This is a genomic window from Streptomyces sp. NPDC033136, assembly GCF_055578235.1.
This window is the reverse complement of the sequence record NZ_JBVIPD010000004.1, coordinates 140,738-166,137: the sequence shown is the minus strand read 5'-3', so window position 1 is coordinate 166,137 and position 25,400 is coordinate 140,738. Positions and strand designations below refer to the sequence as shown.

The 25,400-nt window shown below is 72.6% G+C and carries 22 protein-coding genes; 9 read left to right on the top strand and 13 right to left on the bottom strand.

Features of this window, described 5'->3' with window-relative positions:
• Positions 1–16 precede the first annotated feature (16 nt).
• The 7 genes from ACZ5TL_RS09000 to ACZ5TL_RS08970 form a co-directional block, all read right to left on the bottom strand.
• A complete protein-coding gene (locus ACZ5TL_RS09000; protein WP_468588717.1) occupies positions 17–1,363 on the bottom strand; it encodes a vWA domain-containing protein in 1,347 nt (448 codons plus the stop codon).
• 99 nt (positions 1,364–1,462) lie between these two features.
• The gene (locus ACZ5TL_RS08995) at positions 1,463–2,878 is read right to left on the bottom strand and encodes a PP2C family serine/threonine-protein phosphatase (RefSeq protein ID WP_468588716.1); all 1,416 of its coding nucleotides are present in this window, start codon (positions 2,876–2,878) and stop codon (positions 1,463–1,465) included.
• 3 nt (positions 2,879–2,881) lie between these two features.
• A complete protein-coding gene (locus ACZ5TL_RS08990) occupies positions 2,882–5,440 on the bottom strand; it encodes a serine/threonine-protein kinase (protein ID WP_468588715.1) in 2,559 nt (852 codons plus the stop codon).
• 17 nt (positions 5,441–5,457) lie between these two features.
• A complete protein-coding gene (locus ACZ5TL_RS08985) occupies positions 5,458–6,795 on the bottom strand; it encodes a coiled-coil domain-containing protein (RefSeq protein WP_468588714.1) in 1,338 nt (445 codons plus the stop codon).
• A gap of 94 nt (positions 6,796–6,889) precedes the next feature.
• Positions 6,890–7,912 carry a glutamate ABC transporter substrate-binding protein gene (locus tag ACZ5TL_RS08980; RefSeq protein WP_468588713.1) on the bottom strand — a complete coding sequence of 341 codons (1,023 nt, stop codon included), beginning with the start codon at positions 7,910–7,912 and terminating at the stop codon, positions 6,890–6,892.
• A 29-nt stretch (positions 7,913–7,941) separates the two neighbouring features.
• Positions 7,942–9,402 (bottom strand): hypothetical protein, encoded by a 1,461-nt coding sequence (locus ACZ5TL_RS08975; RefSeq protein WP_468588712.1) that lies wholly within the window; start codon positions 9,400–9,402, stop codon positions 7,942–7,944.
• A 276-nt stretch (positions 9,403–9,678) separates the two neighbouring features.
• Positions 9,679–10,788, bottom strand: coding sequence for a mechanosensitive ion channel family protein (locus ACZ5TL_RS08970; RefSeq protein WP_468588711.1), 1,110 nt, complete (start codon positions 10,786–10,788; stop codon positions 9,679–9,681).
• A gap of 313 nt (positions 10,789–11,101) precedes the next feature.
• On the opposite strand from ACZ5TL_RS08970, the gene ACZ5TL_RS08965 reads away from it, so the two are divergent.
• On the top strand, positions 11,102–11,638 hold the full coding sequence (locus ACZ5TL_RS08965; protein WP_468588710.1) for an HNH endonuclease: 537 nt from the start codon (positions 11,102–11,104) through the stop codon (positions 11,636–11,638).
• A gap of 117 nt (positions 11,639–11,755) precedes the next feature.
• Here the strand turns inward: ACZ5TL_RS08965 and ACZ5TL_RS08960 are convergent, their stop codons facing one another.
• Genes ACZ5TL_RS08960 through ACZ5TL_RS08950 form a run of 3 tightly spaced genes read right to left on the bottom strand, consistent with a single transcriptional unit; the run spans position 11,756 to position 14,321 of the window.
• Positions 11,756–13,108: an FtsX-like permease family protein gene (locus tag ACZ5TL_RS08960; RefSeq protein ID WP_468588709.1), complete on the bottom strand. Its 1,353-nt coding sequence runs from the start codon at positions 13,106–13,108 to the stop codon at positions 11,756–11,758.
• Complete coding sequence (locus ACZ5TL_RS08955) at positions 13,105–13,791, bottom strand: ABC transporter ATP-binding protein (protein ID WP_468588708.1); 687 nt, start codon at positions 13,789–13,791, stop codon at positions 13,105–13,107. The genes ACZ5TL_RS08960 and ACZ5TL_RS08955 overlap by 4 nt, the downstream gene beginning before the upstream one ends.
• The gene (locus tag ACZ5TL_RS08950) at positions 13,788–14,321 is read right to left on the bottom strand and encodes a PadR family transcriptional regulator (protein ID WP_468588707.1); all 534 of its coding nucleotides are present in this window, start codon (positions 14,319–14,321) and stop codon (positions 13,788–13,790) included. Before ACZ5TL_RS08950 ends, ACZ5TL_RS08955 begins: the two co-directional genes overlap by 4 nt.
• 312 nt (positions 14,322–14,633) lie before the next feature.
• On the opposite strand from ACZ5TL_RS08950, the gene ACZ5TL_RS08945 reads away from it, so the two are divergent.
• The 3 genes from ACZ5TL_RS08945 to ACZ5TL_RS08935 are packed head-to-tail and all read left to right on the top strand — an operon-like array spanning position 14,634 to position 17,337.
• Positions 14,634–14,891 carry a hypothetical protein gene (locus ACZ5TL_RS08945; protein ID WP_468588706.1) on the top strand — a complete coding sequence of 86 codons (258 nt, stop codon included), beginning with the start codon at positions 14,634–14,636 and terminating at the stop codon, positions 14,889–14,891.
• Positions 14,892–16,991, top strand: a complete 2,100-nt coding sequence (gene malQ, locus ACZ5TL_RS08940) for a 4-alpha-glucanotransferase (protein WP_468588705.1) — start codon at positions 14,892–14,894, stop codon at positions 16,989–16,991.
• Positions 16,992–17,049: 58 nt separating this feature from the next.
• Positions 17,050–17,337, top strand: a complete 288-nt coding sequence (locus ACZ5TL_RS08935) for a hypothetical protein (RefSeq protein WP_468588704.1) — start codon at positions 17,050–17,052, stop codon at positions 17,335–17,337.
• A 68-nt stretch (positions 17,338–17,405) separates the two neighbouring features.
• On the opposite strand, the gene ACZ5TL_RS08930 is transcribed toward ACZ5TL_RS08935, so the two are convergent.
• A complete protein-coding gene (locus tag ACZ5TL_RS08930; protein WP_468588703.1) occupies positions 17,406–17,918 on the bottom strand; it encodes a MarR family winged helix-turn-helix transcriptional regulator in 513 nt (170 codons plus the stop codon).
• 105 nt (positions 17,919–18,023) lie between these two features.
• Here ACZ5TL_RS08930 and ACZ5TL_RS08925 point away from each other — a divergent pair, with 105 nt between their 5' ends.
• Complete coding sequence (locus ACZ5TL_RS08925; RefSeq protein WP_468588702.1) at positions 18,024–18,998, top strand: DMT family transporter; 975 nt, start codon at positions 18,024–18,026, stop codon at positions 18,996–18,998.
• A gap of 146 nt (positions 18,999–19,144) precedes the next feature.
• Here the strand turns inward: ACZ5TL_RS08925 and pepN are convergent, their stop codons facing one another.
• Positions 19,145–21,733, bottom strand: coding sequence for an aminopeptidase N (pepN, locus tag ACZ5TL_RS08920; RefSeq protein WP_468588701.1), 2,589 nt, complete (start codon positions 21,731–21,733; stop codon positions 19,145–19,147).
• A gap of 151 nt (positions 21,734–21,884) precedes the next feature.
• Here pepN and ACZ5TL_RS08915 point away from each other — a divergent pair, with 151 nt between their 5' ends.
• Positions 21,885–22,115, top strand: a complete 231-nt coding sequence (locus ACZ5TL_RS08915) for a ribbon-helix-helix domain-containing protein (protein WP_468588700.1) — start codon at positions 21,885–21,887, stop codon at positions 22,113–22,115.
• Complete coding sequence (locus tag ACZ5TL_RS08910; protein ID WP_468588699.1) at positions 22,102–22,449, top strand: type II toxin-antitoxin system PemK/MazF family toxin; 348 nt, start codon at positions 22,102–22,104, stop codon at positions 22,447–22,449. The genes ACZ5TL_RS08915 and ACZ5TL_RS08910 overlap by 14 nt, the downstream gene beginning before the upstream one ends.
• Before the next feature lie 73 nt (positions 22,450–22,522).
• Here the strand turns inward: ACZ5TL_RS08910 and ACZ5TL_RS08905 are convergent, their stop codons facing one another.
• Positions 22,523–23,539, bottom strand: coding sequence for an aspartate-semialdehyde dehydrogenase (locus tag ACZ5TL_RS08905; protein ID WP_468588698.1), 1,017 nt, complete (start codon positions 23,537–23,539; stop codon positions 22,523–22,525).
• A 348-nt stretch (positions 23,540–23,887) separates the two neighbouring features.
• On the opposite strand from ACZ5TL_RS08905, the gene ACZ5TL_RS08900 reads away from it, so the two are divergent.
• Positions 23,888–24,460 carry a sigma-70 family RNA polymerase sigma factor gene (locus ACZ5TL_RS08900; RefSeq protein WP_468588998.1) on the top strand — a complete coding sequence of 191 codons (573 nt, stop codon included), beginning with the start codon at positions 23,888–23,890 and terminating at the stop codon, positions 24,458–24,460.
• 1 nt (position 24,461) lies between these two features.
• Positions 24,462–25,388: a hypothetical protein gene (locus ACZ5TL_RS08895; RefSeq protein WP_468588697.1), complete on the top strand. Its 927-nt coding sequence runs from the start codon at positions 24,462–24,464 to the stop codon at positions 25,386–25,388.
• The last annotated feature ends 12 nt before the right edge of the window (positions 25,389–25,400 follow it).

Sequence of the window (25,400 nt, the reverse complement as noted above, 5' to 3'; positions counted from 1 at the left end):
TTCGATCTCTTCTAGATCACTTCTTCACGCGAACAGTTTTGGTGGACCGGGTCTCGAGCGTCATCTCGTCCGCCTCCGCGACCTTCGCTTTCAGTCGCACAGTACCGGTCGCGGCATCGACCACGTCCACCACCTTCGCAAGCAGTTTCGCAGTATCGGCGTTGCCAGAGGCACTCGCGAGCTGAACGGCCCGGCCCAGTTTGGCCGTTGCTCCGTCCATATCTCCCGATTTACGGAGATCCAGTCCCTGCTGGATGACTTGTGCCAGTTCGGCCTGCCCGGTGTAGTGGGCGACCTGAGGATTGATCGACGTCGAGGCGACCATGTCGTCCGTCCACACGGCCCGCACCAGGCCCTGCGCGCCGAGGCTCTGGACGCTGCCGTCGGGCTGCGGAATGACCAGTGAGATACGGGCCGCCAGCATCTCCTGGCCGATGTGCGCGACGGGGACCTCCACGCAGACGTGGTAGTCACGGGACTCGTCGCCCCAGGAACCGAGCGGGTAGTCGCCTGCCCGGGGCCCCGCCTCCGTGCGCCGGCCGGTCAGTTCCTCGACCGTGGGCGCGACCTGCTTGACGAACTTCACCGTCGTGTCGACCGGGGTCCACAGCCGCAGGGAGACGTCCGCGACCTCCTTGCCCATCGCCGTCTCCATCATCCGCGTGAAGTCGGCGGCGAGCCCGGCCGGATCGGCGACGATGTCGGCCGTGCCGAGCAGGGCGGAGGCGATCCCTGTGACTTCTTTCACTTCCCAGTCGGTGCCCACACCGCGCGCGTCACAGGTGAAACGCCCGGTGCACGCGTCGAGCGCGGCCTTCAGATCCTGCGGCGACTCGTGCTCGTTGCGGCCGTCGGTGAGCAGGATGCCGTGCCGGATCGCGACGTCCGCGGAGGAGAGCAGGCGGTCGGCCAGTCTCAGCCAGGTGCCGATGGCCGTGCCGCCGCCCGCGCTGAGCGAGCGCAGCGCCCGCTTGGCCTGCTCACGGGTGGTGGCGTCGGCGACCGCGACGTGCCCGCCGCCCGGGTAGACCTCCTTGGCCAGGTGGGTCCCGCCGATCACCGCGAAGTGCACGCCGTCGCGCAGGGCGTCGATCGCCGCGGCCGTGGCGTCCCGGGCGTTGCGCATCTTGGTCGGCGGGTAGTCCATCGACCCCGAACAGTCGACCATGATCGCCACGGCCGCCGACGGGCCCTGGCCGGGTGCGTAGAGGTGGGGCGCCGCGACCGCGCTGCCGATCGTGCCGCCGCCGGTCGCCGTCACCGTGACGATGGCGTTGACCTCGCCGGCGCCCTCCGGCAGGTACTCGTTCTGGTACACGTCCACCGAGAACCGGGGCACGTTCGACTTCGAGAAATTGGCCATGCCTGCTTCGATCCCCCTTCAAAGCCCCCGCCGCGGCGGGGTGATGACGGTAGGCGGACCGGTCCCCTCCGGTCCGCCGAGGCACCCCCGTGCGTGGCCTCAGGCCGATCCTGCCCCCTGTGGCACGGCCGGGAACGGCACGAGCGCCACTGTTACGTTGTCGTGGCCCCCGCCGTCCAGGGCGTGGCCGACGAGGACCCGGGCGCTGTGCAGCGGATGCGCGGCGGCGTCGAGCGGGACGACCCGGGCCATCTCCTCGGCGGCTTCCGCGTAGTTCCACAGGCCGTCCGTGCAGACCACGACCACGCCCGGCCGGTCCGGCTTGAACGCGGCGGTGTGCGGCTCCAGTTCGTAAGCGTCCGCGCCGAGCCAGCCGGTGATCGCGTGGGCACGCTCGTCGGCGTAGGCCTCGGCCTCGTTCATCAGGCCCGCGGCGACCATCTGAGCGGCCCAGGAGTCGTCCTCGGTGAGCCGGGCCGGGGGAGCGCCGCGGTCGACCGGGACCCAGTAGGCGCGGCTGTCGCCGACCCAGCCGACGATCAGCAGGCCCGAGGTGACCACGGCACCGACGATGGTGCAGGCGGGGGCGTTCTGGTGCGGGGCCTGCTCGAGGGCCGTGGCGGGTTCCGCGGCGAGCGAGTTGACCGCGCGGGAGGCGGCGATGATCGCGTCATGCATCGCCTGCTGCGGGTGCGTGCCGCGCGGCAGGGCCGTCAGCAGGCTCTCGCTCGCGGCCTTCGAGGCCGCCGCGGAGGCGTCGTCGGGGCGGGTCGCCGAGGAGACGCCGTCACAGACGATCGCCACGGACGCCGGTGAGCCGTCGGGCAGTGCGGTGGTGCCGAGGGCGTACGCGTCCTCGTTGCGGTGGTGGCGCAGGCCGCGGTCGCTGACCGCGGCCACCGGGCCGGACTCCTGCTCCATGTGGTCCCGTTCGCGCGGCTGGGCGTGGCCGCAGTTCTCGCAGTAGCCGTCGTCGTCCACGCGGCCGGCCCGGCAGGCCACGCAGACCTTGCCGCCGGCGCCCGCGGCCGGGGCCGCCGGGTCGGCGGACGCCCGTGGGTCCGGTGCCTGGAGGGCGTACTCGTCGGGCTGGGTCTGGTAGATCTCCGGCGACGCGGCATACCCGTCGGGCTGCGCCGGCCGGTCGAACCGTACGCCCGCGGCCGGGGCCGGCGGGGCGCTCGGGGGCGGGGGCGTGCCCGGCGGCAGGGCGGATCCGCCCGAGTCCGTGCCCCGCAGGTCCGTCGGCAGGTGCGCCGCGTCCGGGGCACCCGCGCCGTCCGGCCCGGGGGCGGGCCAGGCCGCGCCGGCGGGTGGCGCCGACGGGGGCTCGCGATACGCGCCGGCCGGGGCGCCCTGCGCGGGCACCGAGCCGTTCATGGTGATGGTCGGGTTGTCCTGAGGCCGTGCCGGCACGGCGGACAGGTCGTATCCGCACGCGCCGCAGAAACGGTCACCCGACTCGAGGGGCTCCTCGCAACTCGGGCAGGCGGACAACTGGGGCATCTGCGACATCAACTACACCCACGTCCGGGGGCGGTAACGATTGGCACGTTCCACCAGGTCGATCCTCTCCTCGCCGCCCCGCGCCAGCCGGGCCAGCGTGCGGTACGAGCGCTCCAGGCCGAAACGCAGGCCCCGCTCGTCCAGGCCGCTGCCGAGCAGCGTCCGTCCCCCGGCGGCGGGAGGGGCGGAACCCTGGCCCCCGGAGAGTACCCAGTCCAGGGCGCAACCGAGGACTTCGGCCGACAACTGCTCACGCCGCGCCGGATCCAGACCGTACGCCTCCAGCGCCTCGACCTGCACCGCGGCAGCCGTCAGGTCCTCCAGGAACGACACGTCCGAGGCGGTCGCCGTGCGCTGCCGCAGCCGCGCCCGCACGGCCGCCACACGCGCGGCCGTGTAGTGGATGGAGGACTCCGGGACCGACTCCAGCGTCCGCACGGCGCCGCGCCGGTCCCCGGTCGCCAACTGCACCCGGGCCAGCCCGAACGCGGCGCTCACATGGCTCGGGTCGGTCGACCACACCAGCCGGTAGTACTCGGCGGCGTTGTCGAGCTGCCCCAGCACCTCCGCGCACAGCCCCAGCGCCAGCTTGGGCGCGATCTCGCCGGGGAAGGCGTCGTAGATCGCGTCGAAGGCCAGCGCGGCGCCCTCGTCGTCGCCGGTCACCAGGGCCGCCACGCCCCGGTACCAGACCACCCGCCAGTCGTCGGGCCGCTCGCCCTCCAGCGTGACCAGCGCCCGCAGCGCGGCACCGGGGTCGCCGGTCTCCAGCCGGGCCCGGATCTGCCGCAGCCGCGTCTCGGTCGACGGGGCCGGGGCGGCGGCCAGGGCGCCGAGCAGCTCGGCCGGGGCGGAGGTCATCAGGCCCGCGAGGAAACCGGCGTTGGGGTCCGTCGGGTCGACCCGGGGGACGGGCAGGGCCAGCGCGGCGGCGGGAGTGTCGACCGACTTGACGAGACTGTAAGGGGCGGCGGGGTGCGCCGCACCGGCCTGGCCCCGCGCGCCGCCCGGCAGTGCGGCGGCGGTGGAGGGACGGCGCCCCGTGCGCACCGCCCGTGCCCCCAGCCGGGACACCTCACCGTCCGGCTTCGGGAACAACTCCGTGTCCGTGACCCGCAGTTCCGGCCCGAAGAGGGTGGACAGGGCGGGGCGGGCCCGGCCCGTCTGGAGGGAGACGACCTCGCGCAGGACGCCCGTCAGCTGCTCGGTCATCTCCTGGGCGGAGGCGAAGCGGCGGGCCGCGTCGGGGTCGGTGGCGCGGACCAGGAGGCGGTAGAACGACTCGTACTGCCGGAAGACCTCGATGTGGTCCGGGTCGGGCAGGGAGTCCACGTAGACGTTCGTGTAGCCCTGGAAGTCGAAGGTCAGGACCGCGAGGGTGCGGGCGACCGTGTACAGGTCGCTCGCCACGGACGGGCCGGCGTCGGCGACCTCGGGCGCCTGGTAGCCGACCGTGCCGTAGATGGCGGACTCCTCGTCGTCCATCCGGCGCACCGCGCCCATGTCGATCAGCTTGAGCTGGTCCTCGGTCTGGATCGCGTTGTCGACCTTGAAGTCGCAGTAGAGCAGGTTCCGGCTGTGCAGGTGCCCGAGCGCCTCCAGCGCCTCGATGCCGTACGCGCAGGCCTGCTCCACCGGCAGCGGGTCGCGCCTGTCCTGCGGGGTGCGGCGGGCGTTGGCGATCTCCTTCAGGGACTTGCCACCGACGTACTCCATGACGATGTAGCCGTCGAGCGAGCCCGTGCGCTGGTCCAGGTGCTCCACGAAGTTGTAGATCCGCACGATGTTGGCGTGCTCGATCTCCGCGAGGAAGCGCCGCTCGGAGATCGCCGCGGCCATCGCGTCCTGGTCGCCCGTGTCCAGCAGGCCCTTGAGGACCACCCAGCGGTCCGAGACCGCCCGGTCGACGGCCAGGTAGATCCAGCCCAGCCCGCCGTGCGCGAGGCAGCCCACCACCTCGTACTGCCCGTGCACCACGTCCCCGGCCCTCAGCTTCGGCACGAACGAGTACGGGTGCCCGCACTTGGTGCAGAAGCCCTCCGTACGGCCCGGCCGGTCGCCGCGCGCCCGGCCCACCGGGGCGCCGCAGTCGGAGCGCGAGCAGAACCGCTTCCGCTCGGGTACTTCGGGGTTGTCCAGGACCATCGCGCGCGGGTCGGGCCGCGGGATCGGCGGCACCTGGACCAGCCCGGCGCCCAGCCGGCCCCGGGACGAGGAACCGGCGGTGGAACCGGAGCTGCGCACCGACACCGAGCGGCTCGTCGCCTTGCCCGACAGGGAGCGCGAGAGGCGCCCCGACACCGAGCGGCGCGACTTCGACGACTGGGACGACGTACGGGGACTGCGGCTGCTGGAGCGGGCGCTGCCGCTGCGGGCCGAGCCGCCCCTGCCGCCGGCGGTGATGCCGGTGGGGGGTGAACCGACCATGCCGCCCGAGGCGACGACCGGGGCGAGGCCGCAGGTGTCGCAGTACAGCTCGCCGCCGCCCACGTCCTCGTAGGCGCCGTCACAGGTGGGACGCTGGCAGGTGCGCGGAGACGGGCCGGGTGGCTGCCGCGGCGCCTGACTCATGGACTCCCCCTCCTCACTCATGCGCCCGGCCCCCTCCGGTCGTCCTGGGGGACGGCACCCTGCTCCGGCACCCGCGGGCCGCCGAGCAGTTCCGCGGCCGCCTGCTGGTAGCGCAGCACGGCCTGTTCGGCGGCGCGCAGGTCGCAGGGGGCGCTCCACAGCATGCGGCGGGCCTTCTCGTACCGTTCCACCAGCACCGTGTCCTCGGCGAAGCCGTGCCGGGAGACCTTCGCCTTGTAGGCGTCGAGCCGGCCGCGCAGCTCCGCGCGGACCGCCAGGGGCGCGGTGACCGCCGTCAACGACTCCCGGGCGCGCAGCAGTTCGTCCTCCGCCTTCTGCTCCAGCGACTCCAGCAGCGGGGACAGCCGGTGCCACTGCGCGTGCCTGCGGTACTCCGCGGCCGTCGCCAGCTGCTCCTGCAGCGCCGTCGGCGGTCCGCTGACGACCGGCACCTCCGTCGCCGCGATCTTCGCGAGGACCTCGCCGCGGGCGGTGCGCGCCTCGGCGAGCGTACGGTCCGCGCGGCTGAGGACGTCCCGCAGCTTCACGATCCGCGCCTCGGCGTCCTGGCGCACCGTCAGCACCGCGTCGATCTCGCGGCGCACGTCCTCCAGGGCGCGGGCCTCACGGTCGTACACCGTCGTGTCCGGCCGGCCGCCGCCCGGCGCCGAACTGCCCTCGGCGGCCGTCCAGAACGCCAGCGGGTCCGAGACCACCTGCTCGCGCAGCTTCGTCAGCGTGCGCGTGATGCGCTCCAGGTCGTCTCCCGCGGGGTGCTCGCCGGGGCGCACACCGACCGAGTGCGCGAGCCGGCGCGTGCGCTGGAGTTCGGCCGCCAGCAGGTCGATCCGGGCCGGCAGCGCCGACCAGACCGCGTCGGCGGCGACGACCATGTCCAGGCTCGTCGCGTACAGCTCGTTCATCCGGTCGACGAGGGTGGTGAGCGAGTAGTGCTCGCTGAGCTTGTTCGGAGTGCCGGTCAGCGTCGGGGCGTTGGCCGTCGCGGCGGCGCTGCCCGCGAGCGTGACCGACTCGCCGGTCAGGAGTTCCGACAGCTCCACCAGGTCCTCGCGGCTGGACCAGCGGCGGCGGGCGCGGATGTCGCGGGCGGTGCGCAGCGCGTCCGTGTATGCGTCGAAGTACGTCCACAGCAGCGTGATCGACGCCTCCGTGGACGTCCAGCGCTCTTGGGTCACCCCGGTGAGCTCGGCGCCCTCCAGGAGTCTGCGGCCCGCGTGGTCCTGCAGGGCGAGGAGCGAGGTCTCGATCGCCTCGTGTTCCGCGCCGAGCCGCGCCAGCGCACGGTCCACCTCGTCCCGGTCCAGTACCGGCCCGGTGGGTCCCGTGACGCCCATCGATCACCTCTCGCTGCGGTTGAGTGTTGGGTGGGGTGGGGTGGTGTGTGCGGGTGTGGGTTGTGTGTGGCGGGTGTTCGGGGTTCGGCAGGTGTCAGGTGGTGCGGAGGTACTCCGGTGCCGGGGGTTCCGACTTCTTCGCATCCTTGCCCAGTGTTGCCGACAGCCATTTCTCGTACGACGCCTGCCAGCCGTTCGCGGTGTCCTCGCGGTAGTCCACCAGGATCCGGTTGACCCGGCGTACCAGATCGTCCGCCTCCTTCTTCATCGCCACGCCGTAGTACTCGGCAGTGAAGGCGTCACCCTTGAGCTGCACCGTCGGATCCTGTGCCGCCTGGCTCGCCGCGAGCGCGCCGTCGGTGACCACCGCGTCGACCTCGCCGAGCTGGAGTCTGACCAGGCAGTCGAGTTGGTTGGGGACGGTGGTGGAGATGTCGGTGGTGGCGGGGAGGTCGTCGCTCTCCTTGTCCGCCTTCAGCGTGGAGTACGCCGTCGAACCCGCCGCCGTGCAGATCCGCTTGCCGGCGAGCGTGTCGTCGTAGCCCTTGACGGCCGAGGACTTCGGGGCCAGGACCTGCTGCCCCGTCCTGAAGTACGGCGCGGAGAAGGCGACGTCCTCGATGCGTGCGCAGTTGATCGTCATCGTGCGCACGACCATGTCCACGCGGCCGTCCTGGATCGCCGGGACGCGCTGGTCGGTGGGGATCGCCTTGAACTGGACCGCGTCCGGGTCGCCGAGTATCTCCTCGGCGATGCGGTGGACCAGGTCGATGTCAAAGCCCTCGAGCTCCGCGGTCTTGCCGTTGTTGGGGTCGCGGTACCCCCAGCGGTAGCTGTTCTGGTCGACGCCGACGATCAGCTTGCGCTTCTCGCCCTGGCGGTTCTTGATCTCCTGGATGGCGTCGCCGTCCGCGGAGGAGGGGGAGAGGGTCTGCTTCTCCGGGGACTCGCAGTCCTCTTGCGCTTCGGTCCCGGTGACGGTGCTGGTGGTCGTGGTGGCTCCTGATCCCGCGTCCGTGACGGACGTCCTGGGGAGACAGAGGGCGATGAACGCCACCAGGGCGCAGGCGATTGCCATCGCGGTCACTCCGCCCCAGCCCCTGAGAGTGCTGCGCATCGTCGTGCCTCCTCTCGTCCGTGGCCCGTTCATCGGTACTCCGAGAGCCTGCGGCCGATGCCCAGGACCGCGCCCGCGGCGCCCAGGACCGCCAGTACCGCCGCGCCTGCCGGCAGGCCCGTCAGTGCGTCACGGCCGTCGCCGGCCGCGTGCTTGAACTCCGTCTCCTCGTGCGCGAGTGCCGTACGCAGGTTCGCGTCGACGCTGTCGAAGCACTCGCCGGTCGCGCCCTTGGCGCCGATGACCATGTCCAGTGCCTGCTGGTAGTTGCCGTTCTCGTCCTGCTCGCGGGCCGCGGCGTGGCGCTTCTTCCACTCCGCCATGTTGCCCACGGCGGTGGTGACGGGCTTCTCGCCCGAGGCGTCGTCGGCGAGCTTCCCGGCCTTCGCGAGGTGCCGGCCGAGCGCCTCGATGTCCGTGCCGAAGTCGTGGTCGTAGGCGTCGTACGTCTCCTCGCCCACCTTCTTCGTCTCCGCGCCCCGGGCCACCAGGGTGAGATTCTCGTTGCCGCGCGCCTTGAGGGAGGCGATGCGGGCGTCGTGCAGGACGTTCAGGGAGCGGACGCCGTGGTCGTAGGAGTCGGTCAGGCCCGCGCGGGCGACGCTGTGACCGACGATCAGCCAGAGCAGGACGACGGTCGCCATGGCCGTGGCCGCTACCAGACCGTGGTTCAGGACCCTGTTCGTCCGCTGGTAGTTGCGGTGCTGGGCCCAGGCGAGGGCGGCGAGGGCGATGACGCCCAGGGCGATGGCTGCCCAGGGGTAGGGCGTGGCGTCCGCGTAGTCCGCCTCGAGGCGCTGGTTCTCCTTCTCGTAGAGGTCCTCCGCCGCCGGGAGCATCTGCTGCTGCATCTTCTCGTTGGCGTAGCGCAGGTAGGCGCCGCCGACGGGGAAGCCCTGGCGGTTGTACGTGCGGGCGCGCTCCACCAGGCCCTTGTACTCCGGGAGGAGCCTGTTGAGCTTGGCGATGGTCTGCGCGGAGGGGGAGTCCGGGTCGGAATTGGCGGCGGCGTTGACGAGTTTCTCCGCGGCCGTGCGGATGTCCTTCTCGTAGCGGTCGCGGGACGCGGACGACTCCTGGCCGCCCGCGAGGAAGCCGCTGGAGGCGGTGGTGTTGGCGTCCGCGAGGGAGCGGTAGATGTCGGCCGCGTCCGAGCTGAGGGGCTGGCTGCTGGTGAGGACGTCGTCGGCGGCGGCCGCGCGGCCGGTCATCTGCCAGGCGCTGACGGCGCCGAAGGCGATGACGAGGGCGGCCAGGAACGCGCCGATGCCGCGGAGGCGGCCGGGTTCCGTGGTGGCGGCGGTGCGCAGTCGGTCCAGGCCCTCGGCGAAGGCGGTGCGGCGGGGGGTGGTGGGGGGCCGAGGGGAGGCCGGGGGTGTCGCGGGGCTGCCGGAAGGCCGGGCCGGCGGGGCCGGTTGTGCGGGTACGGCCGGCAGGACGGGCAGGCTGGGGCCCGGTGGTGGTGCGCTGCTCTTCGGCGTGTGTGTCACTGTGACCTCCCCCATGGTCATCCGTCGCCGCAAGTATCGCCGCCGGGACTGACATTCGCACCGGCCTTGCCTCGATCCTGATCGGATCGCAGCGTCTGGGACCACCCCTGCCCAGGTACACGTCGAGGGGGAGTGGTTCGGTTCCGGAACAGGACCGGAGTTCGGGGGGCAGCCCGGTCGCGAGCGCGCTCTCCAGCGCGCCGGGACATGCGGAGAGGGGCGGCACCCGCAGGTCCGGGTGCCGCCCCTCTCCGTCCGCCGCGAACGGCGTGACCGCTACTTCGTGGTGCTCGTCGGCGCGGGCGGGACCAGCGGGGAGGCCGCCGCCGACTGCGGGGACGTGGTGCTCGCGTACGCCGACGGGGCCGCCACCCCCGCCGTCGGGTCGGCGGGCGTCTCCTCCGCCGGGGCCGTCGCGCCGCCGACGATCTGGATGTCCGCCGCGTCGAAGGCCCGCTTGACGCGCCAGCGCAACTCGCGCTCCACCATCAGCGACTTGCCGGGCATGGTCTTGGCGGAGATGCGCACCACCATGGAGTCCAGCAGGACGCTGTCCAGGCCGAGGACCTCGATCGGGCCCCACAGCAGCTCGTTCCAGGGCTCCTCGGCGCCCATCTTCTCGGCGACCTCGTCCAGGGTGGCCTTGACCTTGTCCAGGTCCTCGCCGGCGTGGACCGTGACGTCGACGTTGGCCGTCGCCCAGCCCTGGGAGAGGTTGCCGATGCGCTTGACCTCGCCGTTGCGGACGTACCAGATCTCGCCGCCGTCGCCGCGCAGCTTGGTCACGCGCAGGCCCACCTCGATGACCTCGCCGGAGGCGACGCCCGCGTCGATCGTGTCGCCGACGCCGTACTGGTCCTCCAGGATCATGAAGACGCCGGACAGGAAGTCCGTGACCAGGTTGCGGGCGCCGAAGCCGATCGCCACACCGGCGACACCGGCCGAGGCCAGCAGCGGGGCCAGGTTGATCCGGAAGGTGCCCAGGACCATCAGCGCGGCCGTGCCGACGATCAGGAACGACGCCACCGAGCGCAGCACCGAGCCGATGGCCTGCGAGCGCTGGCGACGGCGTTCGACATTGACCAGCAGCCCGCCGATCGCGCTGCTCTCCCCGGTCTGGGAGTTCCGGTTCATGCGGTCGATCAGCTTGGTGATCGACCGCCGCACGACGACCCTCAGCACCGCGGCGACCACCACGATGAGCAGGACCTGCAGACCGATCGCGAGCCACGTCGACCAGTTCTGCTCGACCCAGCCGGCGGCGTTCGTCGCGCCCTCCTGGGCGTCCTGGAGGGAGGGCACTCTCGGGGACTGCGTATCCGACGGGGTCGGCGACGGTGACGGGCCGGCGGCCAGCGGGACGGCGTCCGCGACGGACAAGGACACGGCAGGTACCTCCAGGTGCAGCGGTCTGCCCCGGCGCGGTGGTTCAAGGGGTCAAGGTCACGGCCGGGTCACCGAAGGGGCAGAACCACCACACTAACGGGGCATTGTGTGTGCCTCTTGCCGAATCCGTGAAGGAGAGACCGTGCTCACCCGGGCTTGAACAGGCCATGATCCTGGGGATGCATCAGATGTGGTCGAAAACACTCCCAGCCCGTTACGGGGACATGGTGGCGCTTCCACCAGGCATGAGGGGAAACTGGCTACGAATCGTCCCGGCGCGAGCCACGCGCCGCCGGCGTCCAAGGAGGCATCCGTGCCGCATGTCCTGGTCCTCAACGCGTCGTACGAGCCGCTAGGCGTCGTACCGCTCCGCCGCGCGCTCGTCCTCGTCCTCGAGAACAAGGCCGTATGCCTCGAGGAGTCCGGCGCCTATCTGCACAGCGCGACCGTCACAGTCCCCGCACCCAGCGTGGTCCGGCTCAAGCGATTCGTCCGGGTTCCCTATCGGGGGCCCGTTCCACTGACCCGCCGGGCGCTGTTCGCCCGCGACGGGGGCCGGTGCATGTACTGCGGTGGCGTCGCAACCAGCGTCGACCACGTCATCCCGCGCAGCCGCGGGGGCAAGCACGTCTGGGACAACGTGGTGGCGTCCTGCCGCCGCTGCAACCACGTGAAGGCCGACCGGCACCTCTTCGAGATCGGCTGGCGGCTGCGCCACAAACCCGCCCCGCCCACCGGCCTGGCCTGGCGCATCATCGGGACCGGCCACAGGGATCCGCGCTGGATGCCGTACTTGCAACCGTACGGCGCCGAGGACGCCATGGCCCGGATCGACGGCATTTCCGCCTGACGACGATCCGGGCCTTCGTGTTGGCGCGCACGGCACGGGGCAGGCCCCGGAGAACCCCCGTTCCCCCGGGGCCGGCCTGCCTTCCGCCCCCGTTCCGCGACGCGGCTCAGGGCACTCTCACGCGTACCGCAGCTCCCCGGGGCGCACCGAGCGGCGCAGCAGGGGCAGTGAGGTGGCCGCGGCCAGCAGGCAGGCGGTGTAGACGGCGAGGGGGGTCAGGGCGATCGCCCAGGGGACGGGCCAGCCGGTGAGCAGGGCGTACCAGGTGCCGATGGCCGTCCCGCCCAGCCCCGCGAGCAGCACCGCGGGGGCCAGCGGCAGCGCGGTCTCCAGCAGCAGGGCCCGGCCGAGCACCGCGCGCGGCACCCCGGCGGCGGCCTGTGCGGCCAGGCCCCGGCGGCGGGTGGCCAGGGACTCGGCGGTGCCGACGGCGAGGCCGGACAGGGTGATCGCGAAGGCGACCGCGACGGCGGCGCCGGCGAGGTCGGCGCCGGTGGTGTAGTAGGACGGATCGGCGATGTACTTCCTGGTGTGCACCATGTCCAGAAGCACCCGCCGGATGCCCAGGAAGCCGGTCCCGACGATGGTCACCAGCAGCACCGCCGCGTGGGTGCGGGCGCCTGCCCAGGGGTCGTCGCGCAGCCGTTCCGCGGCGATCAGCGTCGCCGCCGACCGTGCCCGGACCGCGAGGATCCGCCCGGTCGCCCTGGCGGTGGCCCCGGAGAGCCACACCGCGCCCGCGCCGACCGCGAGGACCGCGCCCGTCAGCATCACCGGCGGCCCGCCGTACGGCCGGCTCGTGGCCGGTGTGGAGGTGGTGGATACGGCGAACAGCGCCACCACACCCACGAGGAGCACCCCGGCCAGGGACAGCAGCCCGGGCCCCCGTCCGGTGCGTGGTCCGACCCGGCGCACCCAGCCCAGCGGCGAGGCCACCACCCGGCGCAGCGCCAGCGCGCCCGCCGTCGCGCCCAGCACCGGTACGGCCACGGCGACCAGGGCGGTCCCCGCCCAGGCCAGGGCGGTCGGCCGGTCCCACAGGCGCAGCAGGAGCAGCACCGAGAAGCAGGTGGTGACCGCCGAGCCCAGCAGGCAGGCCAGCCCGGACTCCAAACCGGCGATCCGCCGCACCTGCCAGGGCGTAGCCCCGGCCAGCCGCAGCGCGGCGAGCCGCCGGTCGCGGTGCACCGCGCCGATCCGGGCGCACTGGCCGAGGAACCCGAGCACCGGCACGAGCAGGAGCAGCAGGCCGACGATCACGCCGGAGCGCGTGCCGGGCTCGTCCAGGAGGCCCGCGGCGTAGGACACGTCGTAGGAGCCACGCAGCGAGGCCAGAGCGACGGCGGCGAGCGCGAACACCGTCGCGAGTGCCGCGCCCAGCGCCGTCAGGATGATCCGCCACCACTCCCCGCGGTCGGAACCGCGGGTGAGTTCCCAGGCGAGGCGCAGATCGGACCGCAGGGACGTCACGCGGTCACCCCCGTCGCCGCCACGGCGCCGTCCCGCAGCTCCACTTCCCGGTCCGCGTACGCCGCCACCTGCGCGTCGTGGGTGATCAGCAGAACCGCCGTGCCCGACTCGCGGGCCGTGTGGACGAGGGCCGTCATGACCTGCTCCGCGGCCAGCGAGTCCAGCGCACCGGTCGGCTCGTCGGCGAAGACCACCCGCGGGCCGGTGACCAGGGCCCGGGCCAGCGCGGCCCGCTGGGCCTGCCCGCCGCTCATCTCGCCCGGCCGCAGATCCCCCTGCCCGCGTACCCCGAAGCGCTCCAGCCACTCACCGGCCCGGTCCCGGGCGCGGGCCCGGTCGGTGCCGGCCAGCAGCAGGGGCAGGGCGACGTTGTCCAGGGCCGTCAGCTCGGGGATGAGCTGGCCGAACTGGAACACCACGCCGAACTCGGTGCGCCGCAGCTCGCTCAGCCGCTTCTCGGGCAGCTCCTCCAGCCGCCGGCCGTCGTACGTCACCGAGCCCTCGTCCGGCCGGACGATCCCGGCCAGGCAGTGCAGCAACGTCGACTTCCCGCTGCCGCTCGTGCCGGTCACGGCCAGGATCTCCCCGGTGTGCAGGGCGACCGAGGTGCCGCGCAGGGCCGGTGTCCTGCCGTGTGCCTTGGTGAGGTCACGGGCGGTGAGAAGAGGCACGGGTTCGCTCATGCTGCGTCGACCTCCGCGGTCAGGGTGGTGAGCCGGGCCGCCGTGGTGGTCATCCAGCGGAGGTCGGCGTCGAGATGGTTGAGGGCGTAGTCCGCCGACAGCACGGTCGCCAGGTCCGCGCCCCGGGCGGCCTTGACCGCCGTGAGTTCCCGCATCCGCTCCATGTGGGCGGCGCGCTGGGCGCTGAGATACCCGGCCGGGTCGCCGCCCGAGAGGATCGCGACGACGACCTTCGCGAAGATCTCGTTCGCCACGAAGGGCGCGGGCGGCGCGATCTCCCCGGCCCAGCGGGACAGTTCGCGCGTCCCCTCGTCCGTCGCGCGGTACAGCGTCCGCTCCGGGCCGCCGTCCGAGTCGGTGCCCTCGACCTGGGCGAGCCCGTCCCGGACGAGGCGCTGCAGGGTCGTGTAGACCTGCCCGTAGGCCAGGGGGCGGGCCTGCGGGAAGCGCTCGTCGTGGCGTCGCTTGAGGTCGTAGCCATGGCTCGGACCCGTGGCGAGCAGGCCCAGCAGGATGTGGCGGGTGCTCATGCCGATCATTATGCACTCGCTACATGTACTGAGTGAATAGTGACCCCCGGACGAACTGCTCCGAATAGCCGGGCCGAAGATCTGACGGGGCTCGGGCCAGGTGTGTTCGACCGGCGGAACGAGTCCACCACTCGCCTGGTGAACGTGTCAGCGAGAGTGGCCGTTGTGGCGTGGTTTGCCGGAAACTGGAAGGACTGGAGGGGAGCGGAATGTGAGCAGGAACACGATGTTCGGCCTGGGGTGTCTGCCTTCGCGTCGACTGGGTAGGGCTGCGATGACCCGTTGAAAGACGTACCTGAGAAGGAGGCCTCCGTGGCTGCGATGACTTTCCTACCGCTCCCGGCCCCGTCCAAACCCGTGGCGGACCAGTCCGCCGACCTCGACGACCCCCACTACCACGACCCCCAATACTGCGTCTTCAGCTCCGAGAGCGCCTTCACCGAGCCCCCGCTGACCAGCGAGCCCCCGCTGCCCGACGCCGAGCCCCTCACCAGCGAGCCCCCGCTCGCCGAAGCCGCCCCCCTGACCAGCGAGCCCTCTGCCTTCGTCCCCGACTGCACGAGGCCGTAGATGACCGCACCCCGGCCTGCCGACCCGCCTTCCGAGGACCTGTCGCGCCTCGCCGCCCTGTACGGCGTCGCCACTTCCTACAGTCCGTCCCCGGACCGCGCGGTCGCGGCCTCGGCCACCGCGGTCACCCTGACCCTGGCCGCCCTCGACGTGGACGCGAGCACGCCCGGCGCCGTCAGCGCCGCGCTCGCGGCCCGCGAGCGGGAACTGGGCGAGCGGCTGCTGCCGCCGACCGTCGTCGGCTGGAGCGGCCGCCCCCCGGCCGCCCTGGCCTCCCTCCCCGGGGGAACCCGGCTGCTCATCGACACCGAGCAGGGCGAGACCCGCGCCTCGGCCGACGACCTCCCGCCCGGTGTCCACCGGCTGACGGCCACCACCCCCGACGGCCGCACCGCCACCGTCCATCTGATCGTCGCCCCGCCCCGCCTGCCCGCGCCCGACGGACGCTCGTACGGACTCCTCGTCCAGCTGTACTCGCTGCTGTCCCGCCGCTCCTGGGGCATGGGCGACCTCGGCGACCTCGCCGAGCTGGCCGGCTGGGCCGGGCGGTCGCTCGGCGCCGGGTTCGTCCAGGTCAACCCGCTGCACGCGGCCGTGCCCGGCGCCCCCACCGACCCCTCCCCGTACCGCCCCTCCTCACGCCGCTTCCCCGACCCGGTGCACCTGCGGATCGAGGACGTCCCCGAGACCGCGTACGTCGAGGACCGCGAGCGCCTGCGCACCCTGCTGGAGAGGTCCGGCCGACTGCGTACGGCCGTGCTGGACGAGGGCGCGCTGATCGACCGGGACGCAGTCTGGGAGCTGAAGCGGGAGGCGCTGGAGTTGCTCGGCGACGTCCCGCTCGGCCCCGGCAGGCGCGCCGCCTACTGTGACTTCCTCGCCGGGCAGGGCCAGGCCCTGGAGGACCACGCCACCTGGTGCGCGCTCGCCGAGGTGCACGGCTCCGACTGGCACCGCTGGCCGGCCGGCCTGCGCGACCCCCGTTCGGCCGACACCGCCCGCGCCCGCAACGGCCTCATGGACCGGGTCGACTTCTGGTCCCGCCTCGCCTGGCTCACCGACACCCAGCTGACCGCGGCGCAACGCGCCGGGCGCGAGGCCGGCATGCCGGTCGGGATCGTCCACGACCTCGCGGTCGGCGTGCACCCCGGCGGCGCCGACGCCTGGGCCCAGCAGGCGTACTTCGCCGCCGGCATGTCGGTCGGCGCCCCACCGGACGCCTTCAACGCCCGCGGCCAGGACTGGGGCCTGCCGCCCTGGCGCCCCGACCGCCTGGCCGACTCCGGCTACGCCCCCTTCGGTGAGCTGCTGCGAGCCCTGTTCCGCTACGCCGGAGCCCTGCGCATCGACCACGTCATGGGCCTGTTCCGCCTGTGGTGGGTCCCGCAGGGCCATCCCCCCACGGAGGGTACCTACGTCCGCTACGACGCCGAGGCGATGCTCGCCGTCCTCGTCCTGGAGGCCTCCCGGGCCGGGGCCCTGGTGATCGGCGAGGACCTCGGCACCGTCGAACCCGGCGTCCGTGAGGCGCTGCGCGAGCGCGGCGTGCTCGGCACGAGCGTCCTGTGGTTCGAGCGGGACTGGGAGGGCGACGGCCGCCCGCTGCCGCCCGAGAACTGGCGCTCCGACTGCCTGGCCACCGCCACCACCCACGACCTGCCCTCCACGGCCGCCCGCCTCACCGGCGAGCACGTCGAGCTCCGCGACAGCCTCGGGCTGCTGGCCCGCCCGCTGGCTCAGGAGCGCGCCGAGGCCGCCGCCGACACGGGGGAGTGGCTGGCCCTGCTCTCCGACCTCGGCCTGCTGCACGGCACGGGCGGGGGCAGCGACACGTCGTCGGAGGAGGCCGAGATCCAGGCCGTCCACCGCTTCCTGCTGCGCACTCCGGCCCGCATGGTGGGCGTCTGGCTCCCGGACGGGGTCGGCGACCGGCGCCCGCAGAACCTCCCCGGTACCTGGGACCAGTACCCGAACTGGCGGCTGCCGATCGCGGACGCGCAGGGCCGCCCGGTGACGCTGGAGGACCTGGCCGCCTCGCCGCGGCTGCACGCGCTGATGGAGGTGTTCGGGGCAGGCGCCCATGAGGCGAGGGTCCCTTAGGCGGCCTTACGGCACCCCCGGACGCGCGTGCTCACTCGGCGTTGGATAGTTTGACACCGTGGACAAGAAGAACGCCCTGCGCGCCGGCGCCCTGGCAGCCGGTACGACGCTGATGATGCTGCTCATGTCGTCCCCTGCGAGCGCGCTCACCCGCGACGACGGTGACGACCCCGGCCCGGGCCTGAGCGTCATCGAGACGCTGGGCCTCTTCGTCGTGGCCCCCCTCGTGCTGTACCTGGTCATCCACGGACTCGTGGTGGTCGGCGACAGGTCGCACAAGAAGAAGGACCCGACCAGCTCCAACATCACCACCAAGGCCGAGGCGAAGAGCGAAGTCAAGGCCTGATCAGGGTTTTCCTCACCGAGGGCGCCGTCGCGGTCACCGCGACGGCGCCCTCGGTGCCGTCAGGGCCGTCAGGGTCGTTCCGCCCCGGCCAGCAGGTCCCGCAGCAGGCCGGCCAGTTGACCGGCCTGCTCGGCCTCGAGGACGGACAGCGCCTCCGTCTGCACCGCCAGCCCCGCCCCGACCGCCTCGTCGACCAGTTCGAGGCCCTTGTCCGTGAGGGTGACCTGCAGCCCGCGCCGGTCGTGCGGATCGGGTGAGCGGCGCAGCAGCCCCGCCCGCTCCAGCTTGTCCAGCCGCCCCGTCATCCCGCCCGTCGTGAGCATCAGCGTCGCCGAGAGCTGCCGGGGCGAGAGCGTGTAGGGCTCTCCGGAGCGGCGCAGGGCCGCCAGGACGTCGAACTCCCCGCGCGCGATACCGAACGCCGCGTACACCTTCGCCATCCGGTCCGCCATCGCGAGCGAGAGCCGGTTGACCCGGCCGAAGACCTCCATGGCGGTGGTGTCCAGGTCGGGCCGGACCCTCGCCCACTGCTCGATGATCGCGTCGACGGGGTCCTTGCGCTGCTCCGGGCGTTCCCTCATGGCACGAGTATCGGCTCCCTCTCGGTCACCCGCAAGAAAGTAGCTTGACTGTAAGTTGCTTAGCGCTAAGCTACTTTCTGCCGACCTACTTGAAGGGTGCCTCCCATGGCCGCGTCCCGCCCGGCTCTCACCGCCCTCACCGCCCTCGCCCCCGTCTCCTGGGGCACGACCTACGTGGTGACCACCGAGTTCCTCCCGCCCGACCGCCCCCTGTTCACGGCCCTGATGCGCGCCCTGCCCGCCGGTCTGCTGCTGCTCGCCCTCGCCCGGGTGCTGCCGCGCGGCGCCTGGTGGTGGAAGGCGGCGGTGCTCGGCGCGCTGAACATCGGCGCCTTCTTCCCCCTGCTGTTCCTCTCCGCGTACCGGCTGCCCGGCGGTCTGGCGGCGGTCGTGGGGTCGGCCGGGCCGCTGTTCGTGGCCGGGCTCTCGGTGCTGCTGCTCGGGCAGCGGCCGTCGGCGCGCACGCTGCTGACCGGGGCCGTGGCCGCCTTCGGGGTCAGCCTCGTCGTCCTGCGGGCGGCCGGGGCGCTGGACGCGCTCGGCCTGCTGGCGGCCGTCGCCTCCACGGCGTCGATGTCCACCGGCACCGTGCTCACCCAGCGCTGGGGGCGACCCGAGGGCGCCGGTCCGCTGGCGCTGGCCGGCTGGCAGCTGACCGCGGGCGGCCTGCTCATCGCGCCGCTCGCCTTCCTGATCGAGGGCGCGCCGCCGGCGCTGGACGGCCGGGCGGCCGGCGGTTACCTCTACCTCGCCGTCGCGAACACGGCGGTGGCGTACTGGCTGTGGCTCCGTGGCATCGGCCGCCTCACCGCCACCCAGGTCACCTTCCTCGGGCCGCTCTCCCCGCTGACCGCGGCCGTCGTCGGGTGGGCGGCACTCGGGCAGGCGCTGACGCCGGTGCAACTGGTCGGCATGGGGCTGGCGTTCGGGGCGACGGTGGCGGGGCAGTTCGTCACCCGGGAGCCGCGCACGTTCAGTTTCACTGGAGGGAACGCCCGAAAGGGTTCGAGGGACGCTTCGACGGGCGTGACGGACGGGGCGCTGCGGCACGCCGCGGAGGGACTGGGCGGCCGTCGCTGACGCTCTGGCGACGGCGCTGCCGGCTGCTCCTGGGGGCAGGCTCGCCAAGGTCGGCTGAGAGGAAGCTGCGGGGAGGCGGTGGGAAGCGGTGGGGGAGCTGCGGGGAGGCGGTGGGGCGCCCGGGCGCCCCACCGCCTCCAGGGCGGCTACTCCCCGGCCGCCGCGTCCGCCCGCTGGGCCCGCAGCGCGCGCTCGACGCCCGCCCGCGACTCCGAGACCAGGCGGCGCAGGGCCGCGTTCGGCTCGGCGGAGGTCAGCCAGGCGTCCGTCCTGTCCAGGGTCTCCTGGGAGACCTGGACCGTCGGGTAGAGACCGACGGCGATCTGCTGGGCCATCTCGTGGGAGCGGGACTCCCAGATGTCCTTGACCACCTCGAAGTACCGGTCCGCGTACGGGGCGAGCACCTCGCGCTGGTCGGTCTGGACGAAGCCGCCGATGACCGCCTCCTGCACGGCGTTCGGCAGCTTGTCGGAGTCGACGACCGACGCCCACGCCTCCGCCTTGGCCTCCGGGGACGGGCGGGCCGCGCGGGCCGTGGCCGCGTGGCGCTCACCGGCGGCCGTGCGGTCACGGTCGTACTCGCCCGCGATCTCCGCCTCGTCGAACCGGCCCACCGCCGCGAGCCGCTGCACGAACGCCCACCGCAGCTCCGTGTCGACGACCAGGCCCTCGATGGTCTGCGAGCCGTCCAGCAGCGCGTCCAGCAGATCCAGCTGCTCCGGCGTGCGGGCCGTCGCGGCGAACGCCCGCGCCCACGCCAGCTGGTGGTCGCTGCCCGGTGCCGCCGCCCGCAGGTGGGCCAGCGTCGCGTCGGTCCAGCGGGCCAGCAGCGCCTCGCGGGCGGCCGGGTCGGCGTACAGGTCGATCGCCAGCTTCACCTGCCGCTGCAGCGACTGCACGACACCGATGTCCGACTCCTTGCCGATGCCGGACAGCACCAGGGACAGATAGTCGCGGGCCGCGAGCTGGGCGTCGCGGGTCATGTCCCAGGCCGACGCCCAGCACAGGGCGCGCGGCAGGGAGGACTCGAAGTCGCCCAGGTGCTCCGTGACGAAGGCCAGGGACTGCTCGTCCAGGCGGACCTTCGCGTACGACAGGTCGTCGTCGTTGAGCAGCACCACGGCCGGGCGGCGCCTGCCGACCAGCTGCGGCAGGTCCGTCAGCTCGCCGTCGACGTCCAGCTCGATCCGCTCGTCACGGACCAGCTTGCCGCCGGCGCCTTCCGAACTGTCCAGTTCGTACAGGCCGACGGCGATCCGGTGCGGGCGCAGCGTCGGCTCGCCCTTCGCGCCGGCGGGCAGGGCCGGGGCCTCCTGGCGGATCGCGAAGGACGTGATGACGCCGTCAGCGTCCGTCTCGATCTCGGGGCGCAGCACGTTGATGCCGGCCGTCTGCAGCCACTTCTCCGACCAGGTCGTCAGGTCGCGGCCGGAGGTCTCCTCCAACGCGCCCAGCAGGTCCGACAGGCGCGTGTTGCCGTAGGCGTGGCGCTTGAAGTACGCCTGCACGCCCCGGAAGAACTCGTCCATGCCGACGTAGGCGACGAGCTGCTTCAGGACGCTGGCGCCCTTGGCGTACGTGATGCCGTCGAAGTTGACCAGGACGTCGTCCAGGTCCCGGATCTCGGCCATGATCGGGTGGGTGGAGGGCAGCTGGTCCTGCCGGTAGGCCCAGGTCTTCATGGAGTTGGCGAAGGTGGTCCACGCGTGCGGCCACCGGCTCCCGGGCGCGTGCGCCTGGCAGGCGATCGAGGTGTACGTGGCGAACGACTCGTTCAGCCACAGGTCGTTCCACCACTCCATGGTCACGAGGTCGCCGAACCACATGTGGGCCAGCTCGTGCAGGATGGTCTCCGCGCGCACCTCGTACGCCGCGTCCGTCACCTTCGACCGGAACACGTACTGGTCGCGGATGGTCACCGCGCCCGCGTTCTCCATCGCGCCCGCGTTGAACTCCGGCACGAACAGCTGGTCGTACTTCTTGAACGGGTACGCGTAGTCGAACTTCTCCTGGAACCACTCGAAGCCCTGCCGGGTCACCTCGAAGATGGCGTCCGAGTCGAGGTACTCGGCGAGCGAGGGGCGGCAGTAGATGCCGAGCGGGACGGACTGGCCGTCCTTCTCGTACACGCTGTGCACCGAGTGGTACGGGCCGACGATCAGCGCCGTGATGTACGACGAGATGCGCGGGGTCGGCTCGAACTCCCAGACACTGTCCTGCGGTTCGGGCGTCGGCGAGTTGGAGATGACCGTCCAGCCCTCGGGCGCCTTCACCGTGAACTGGAAGGTCGCCTTCAGATCAGGCTGCTCGAAGCTCGCGAACACCCGGCGGGCGTCCGGCACCTCGAACTGGGTGTAGAGGTAGGCCTGGTCGTCGACCGGGTCGACGAACCGGTGCAGGCCCTCACCGGTGTTGGTGTACGCGCAGTCGGCGACGACCCGGAGGATGTTGCGGCCCTGGAGCAGTCCGGGCAGCGCGATCCGGGAGTCCGCGAAGACCTCGGCCGGGTCGAGGGAGTCCCCGTTCAGGGTCACCTCGTGCACGGCCGGCGCCACCAGGTCGATGAACGACTCGACGCCGTTCTCGGCCGCCACATCGAAGCGCACCGTGGTCACGGACCGGTAGGTGCCGCCCTCCTGCGCGCCGGAGAGGTCGAGTTCGATCTCGTACGAGTCAACGGCGAGCAGCTGCGCCCGCTGCTGCGCCTCTTCGCGGGTCAGGTTTGTGCCAGGCACGCGGTCATCTCCTCGTTATGGGTGGGTTGCGCCATCTTTCCACGGCGGGTCCGCGTCAGGCGACGACGGAGCTGGTCCATGGGGATACCCCTGCATCGGGCGGGCCAGATGTAGTAGCCATGCCTTTGCTACTGGAGGTAGCATTGCCGGTATGAAGATCAGTGTGAGCCTGCCCCAGGAGGATGTCGCCTTCGTCGACGAGTACGCCGCCCGTACAGAGGCCGAGTCCCGGTCGGCCGTGATACACGCCGCGATCGAGCTGCTCCGGCAGGCACAGCTGGAGCAGGAGTACACAGAAGCGTTCGCCGAGTGGGACGCGAGTGACGACGCCGGCCTGTGGAACCGGACGAGCGGGGACGGGATCACCGATGAGGCGTGGTGACATCTACATGGTGGCCCTCGAGCCGGTGCGGGGCAGTGAGGCCAACAAGGTCAGGCCAGCGGTGATCGTGTCCAACGACGCCGCCAACGAGTCCGTCACGCGGAACGGCCGGGGGGTCGTCACGGTGGCGCCGCTGACGTCGAACACCTCTCGTGTGCTGACGTTCCAGGTCCTCGTACGCTCTGAGGAGAGCCGTCTGCCGAAGGACTCCAAGGTGCGGTGCGAACAGGTCCGTGCCGTCGCGCCGGACCGGCTGCTGCACAAGGTCGGCGCCGTACCACGCCAGCGCATGGCCGAGGTCGACAGGGCGTTGCGGCGGCATCTCGCCCTCTGACCTGGCGGCGTTTCGCCCTCATCCGCACAGCGAAGGGGCGCCCGGCCGGGCGCCCCTTCGCTGTGCCCAGTGGCTACTTCCGGAGCTCCGCCGCCACCAGCTCCGCGATCTGCACCGCGTTCAGCGCGGCGCCCTTGCGGAGGTTGTCGTTGGAGAGGAAGAGCGCGAGGCCGTTGTCCACCGTCTCGTCGCGGCGGATGCGGCCGACGTAGGACGGGTCCTTGCCGGCGGCCTGGAGGGGGGTGGGGATGTCGGAGAGCTCGACGCCCGGGGCGTCCTTCAGCAGCTCCGTCGCGCGCTCCGGGGAGATCGGGCGGGCGAAGCGGGCGTTGACCTGGAGGGAGTGGCCGGAGAAGACCGGGACGCGTACGCAGGTGCCGGAGACCTTCAGCTCGGGGATCTCCAGGATCTTGCGGGACTCGTTACGGAGCTTCTGCTCCTCGTCGGTCTCGTTCAGGCCGTCGTCGACGATGTTGCCCGCGAGCGGCAGCACGTTGAAGGCGATGGGGCGCTTGTAGACGCCCGGCTCCGGGAAGTCGACCGCCTCGCCGTCGTGCGTGAGCTGGTCGGCGTCGGCGACGACCTTCTGCGTCTGCCCGTGCAGCTCGGCCACGCCCGCGAGGCCGGAGCCCGAGACCGCCTGGTAGGTGGCGACGACCAGGGCCTCCAGGCCCGCCTCCGCGTGCAGCGGACGCAGCACCGGCATCGCGGCCATCGTCGTGCAGTTCGGGTTGGCGATGATGCCCTTGGGGCGGTTCCTGATCGCGTGCGGGTTGACCTCGGAGACGACCAGGGGCACCTCCGGGTGCTTGCGCCACGCGGAGGAGTTGTCGATCACGACCGCGCCCTGCGAGGCGACCTTTTCGGCCAGCGCCTTGGACGTGGCACCGCCCGCGGAGAAGAGCACGATGTCCAGGCCGGTGTAGTCGGCGGTCGCCGCGTCCTCCACCGTCACGCCGTCCAGCTCGGAGCCCGCCGAGCGGGCCGAGGCGAACAGGCGCAGCTCCGTGACCGGGAAGTTCCGTTCCTTGAGGATCCTGCGCATGACCGTGCCCACCTGTCCGGTGGCTCCGACGATTCCGACCCTCACGGTGACTCCCTCTCCTGCGTCTCTTCACGTTCTCGTTGCTTGGCCGAGGCTTTTCCATCATGCGGCCGACCACGGCCCGCCTGTCCACTTCTTTCCCCGGTCTGCCCGGAGAGTGGGACGGCCTGTCCCGCTCCATGGTTGCGGACCTGCGGTGTCGACCCCGATGAGCTGGAGGAATTCATCCGGCAGGGGTCGTGCGCCGCAGGCTTGCCTGCCCATGTTGCTCTCGGCCACACGGAAGTGTGATGTACGCCTCTGTCGCCTCTCCGGGACTCGTCAGGAAAACGACCGAACGTTCCGGGCCGCGCCGGCGTCGTAGGGGAAACACGGTGAGGGGGGTGGCTTGTGCTGCTGCGCGGAAGGGCCCGGCGTGGCCGGGAGGCGCACGCGGGGACCGGCGACGATCCGCGGGACGCGGCCGATCCCGTGCGCGCGGCCGATCCGCTGGACGTGGCACAGGAACGCCGGGTGCGGGCGGTGCTCGCGCTGGGCGGGGTGCCGCAGGCGGACCTGCCGGACGGGGTGCAGCAGGTCCGCCTGCGGCTGCTGGAACGGGCCGCGAGCGGCCGGGAGGGGCCGCGGGACGTGTCGGCCTGGGCCGCGGTCGTCGCCTCCAACCTCGCCATGGACTGGCACCGGGCCAAGCGGCGCCAGGAGCGTCTCGGGGAGCGGCTGGCGGCCCTGCGCCAGCCGGTGCATCCCTCCGGGGAGGACACCAGCGTGCTGTCCGTCGCCGTCGCCCAGGGTCTGGACGAGCTGCCCGACGCCCAGCGTCAGGTCGTCGTCCTGCGCTTCTACGCCGACCTGCCGGTCCGGTCCATCGCCGAGCAGCTCGGCGTCCCGGAGGGCACGGTCAAGAGCCGCCTGTATACGGCGGTACGGGCCCTGCGCGCCCGCCTGCACGAGGATGAGGTGGTGTGACGTGACCGCCCGGAACGATGACGCCTGGAGCGATGACATCCGGAACGAGGGCGCCCGGAACGATGACGCCTGGTTCGAAGGCGACGGCCACGACGCCCGTTGTGATGAGGCCGGTGAGCGGAACGGAGGCGAGTATGGCGGCCCCGCGTACGACGGTATGGACGCGTTGATGGCCGTCCTCGTCGGCGAGCCTCCGCCGGAGGAGGCCCGCGGGGACGCGGCTTTCATGGCCGCCCATCGCTCGGCGGCGGCGGATGTGGCGCTGCTGCGAGAACAGCTCGGGCTGCTCGGGGACGCGCTGGCGCACGACGCCGAGGGCGATGCCCGGCCGCCTGCCCGGCCGTCCGTGGGGTCGCTGCCCGCGGCGCCCGAGGAGGCCGGGGCGGGCCCGGCCGTGACCTCGCTGTCCGGACGACGGCGTACCCGGTCCAAACCCCTCGTCATCGCCCTGAAGGGTCTCGTCGCCGCCGCAGGGGCCACCGTCGTCCTCGGCATGGGCTGGCTCGTCGTACAGAGCGGCGGGGGAGGGAGCGAGCACGGCGCTGCCTCCTCCGCCGCCGACAGTTCCGCCGGCGGGGCGCAGGCCGATGAGGACGCCAAGCTCAGTCACGCCGGGTATCTCGCCTGCGCCCGGCTCGTCGTCGAGGGCACTGTCGCCGAGGTCGAGGCGGTCCCCGGGACCGGGCAGGACCGGATCACCCTCGACGTCAGCCGGTATTACAAGCCCGCCGAGGGGCGGGGCCGGGTCTTCTTCCCCATGGAAAGCGACGCCGAGCCCCGGCTGCGGGCGGGCGACCACGTCCTGGTCGGCATCCCGCACGGGCAGGCCGGGCCCGACCTGTGGACGACGGGGGAGAGGGAGATCGCCCGCGACCGGGCGTGGATCACCGCCGATCTGCCCCGGTCGCGCACCTTCACCTGCCGTTAGACCCGGAGAGAG

Coding starts and splice junctions, on each gene's coding strand:
- ACZ5TL_RS08950 (WP_468588707.1), bottom strand. CDS start 14,321: ATGAGCACCCGCCACATCCTGCTGGGCCTGCTCGCCACGGGTCCGAGC.
- ACZ5TL_RS09000 (WP_468588717.1), bottom strand. CDS start 1,363: ATGGCCAATTTCTCGAAGTCGAACGTGCCCCGGTTCTCGGTGGACGTG.
- ACZ5TL_RS08925 (WP_468588702.1), top strand. CDS start 18,024: ATGGCCGCGTCCCGCCCGGCTCTCACCGCCCTCACCGCCCTCGCCCCC.
- ACZ5TL_RS08995 (WP_468588716.1), bottom strand. CDS start 2,878: ATGTCGCAGATGCCCCAGTTGTCCGCCTGCCCGAGTTGCGAGGAGCCC.
- ACZ5TL_RS08990 (WP_468588715.1), bottom strand. CDS start 5,440: ATGAGTCAGGCGCCGCGGCAGCCACCCGGCCCGTCTCCGCGCACCTGC.
- ACZ5TL_RS08915 (WP_468588700.1), top strand. CDS start 21,885: ATGAAGATCAGTGTGAGCCTGCCCCAGGAGGATGTCGCCTTCGTCGAC.
- malQ (WP_468588705.1), top strand. CDS start 14,892: ATGACCGCACCCCGGCCTGCCGACCCGCCTTCCGAGGACCTGTCGCGC.
- ACZ5TL_RS08910 (WP_468588699.1), top strand. CDS start 22,102: ATGAGGCGTGGTGACATCTACATGGTGGCCCTCGAGCCGGTGCGGGGC.
- ACZ5TL_RS08955 (WP_468588708.1), bottom strand. CDS start 13,791: ATGAGCGAACCCGTGCCTCTTCTCACCGCCCGTGACCTCACCAAGGCA.
- ACZ5TL_RS08985 (WP_468588714.1), bottom strand. CDS start 6,795: ATGGGCGTCACGGGACCCACCGGGCCGGTACTGGACCGGGACGAGGTG.
- ACZ5TL_RS08930 (WP_468588703.1), bottom strand. CDS start 17,918: ATGAGGGAACGCCCGGAGCAGCGCAAGGACCCCGTCGACGCGATCATC.
- ACZ5TL_RS08980 (WP_468588713.1), bottom strand. CDS start 7,912: ATGCGCAGCACTCTCAGGGGCTGGGGCGGAGTGACCGCGATGGCAATC.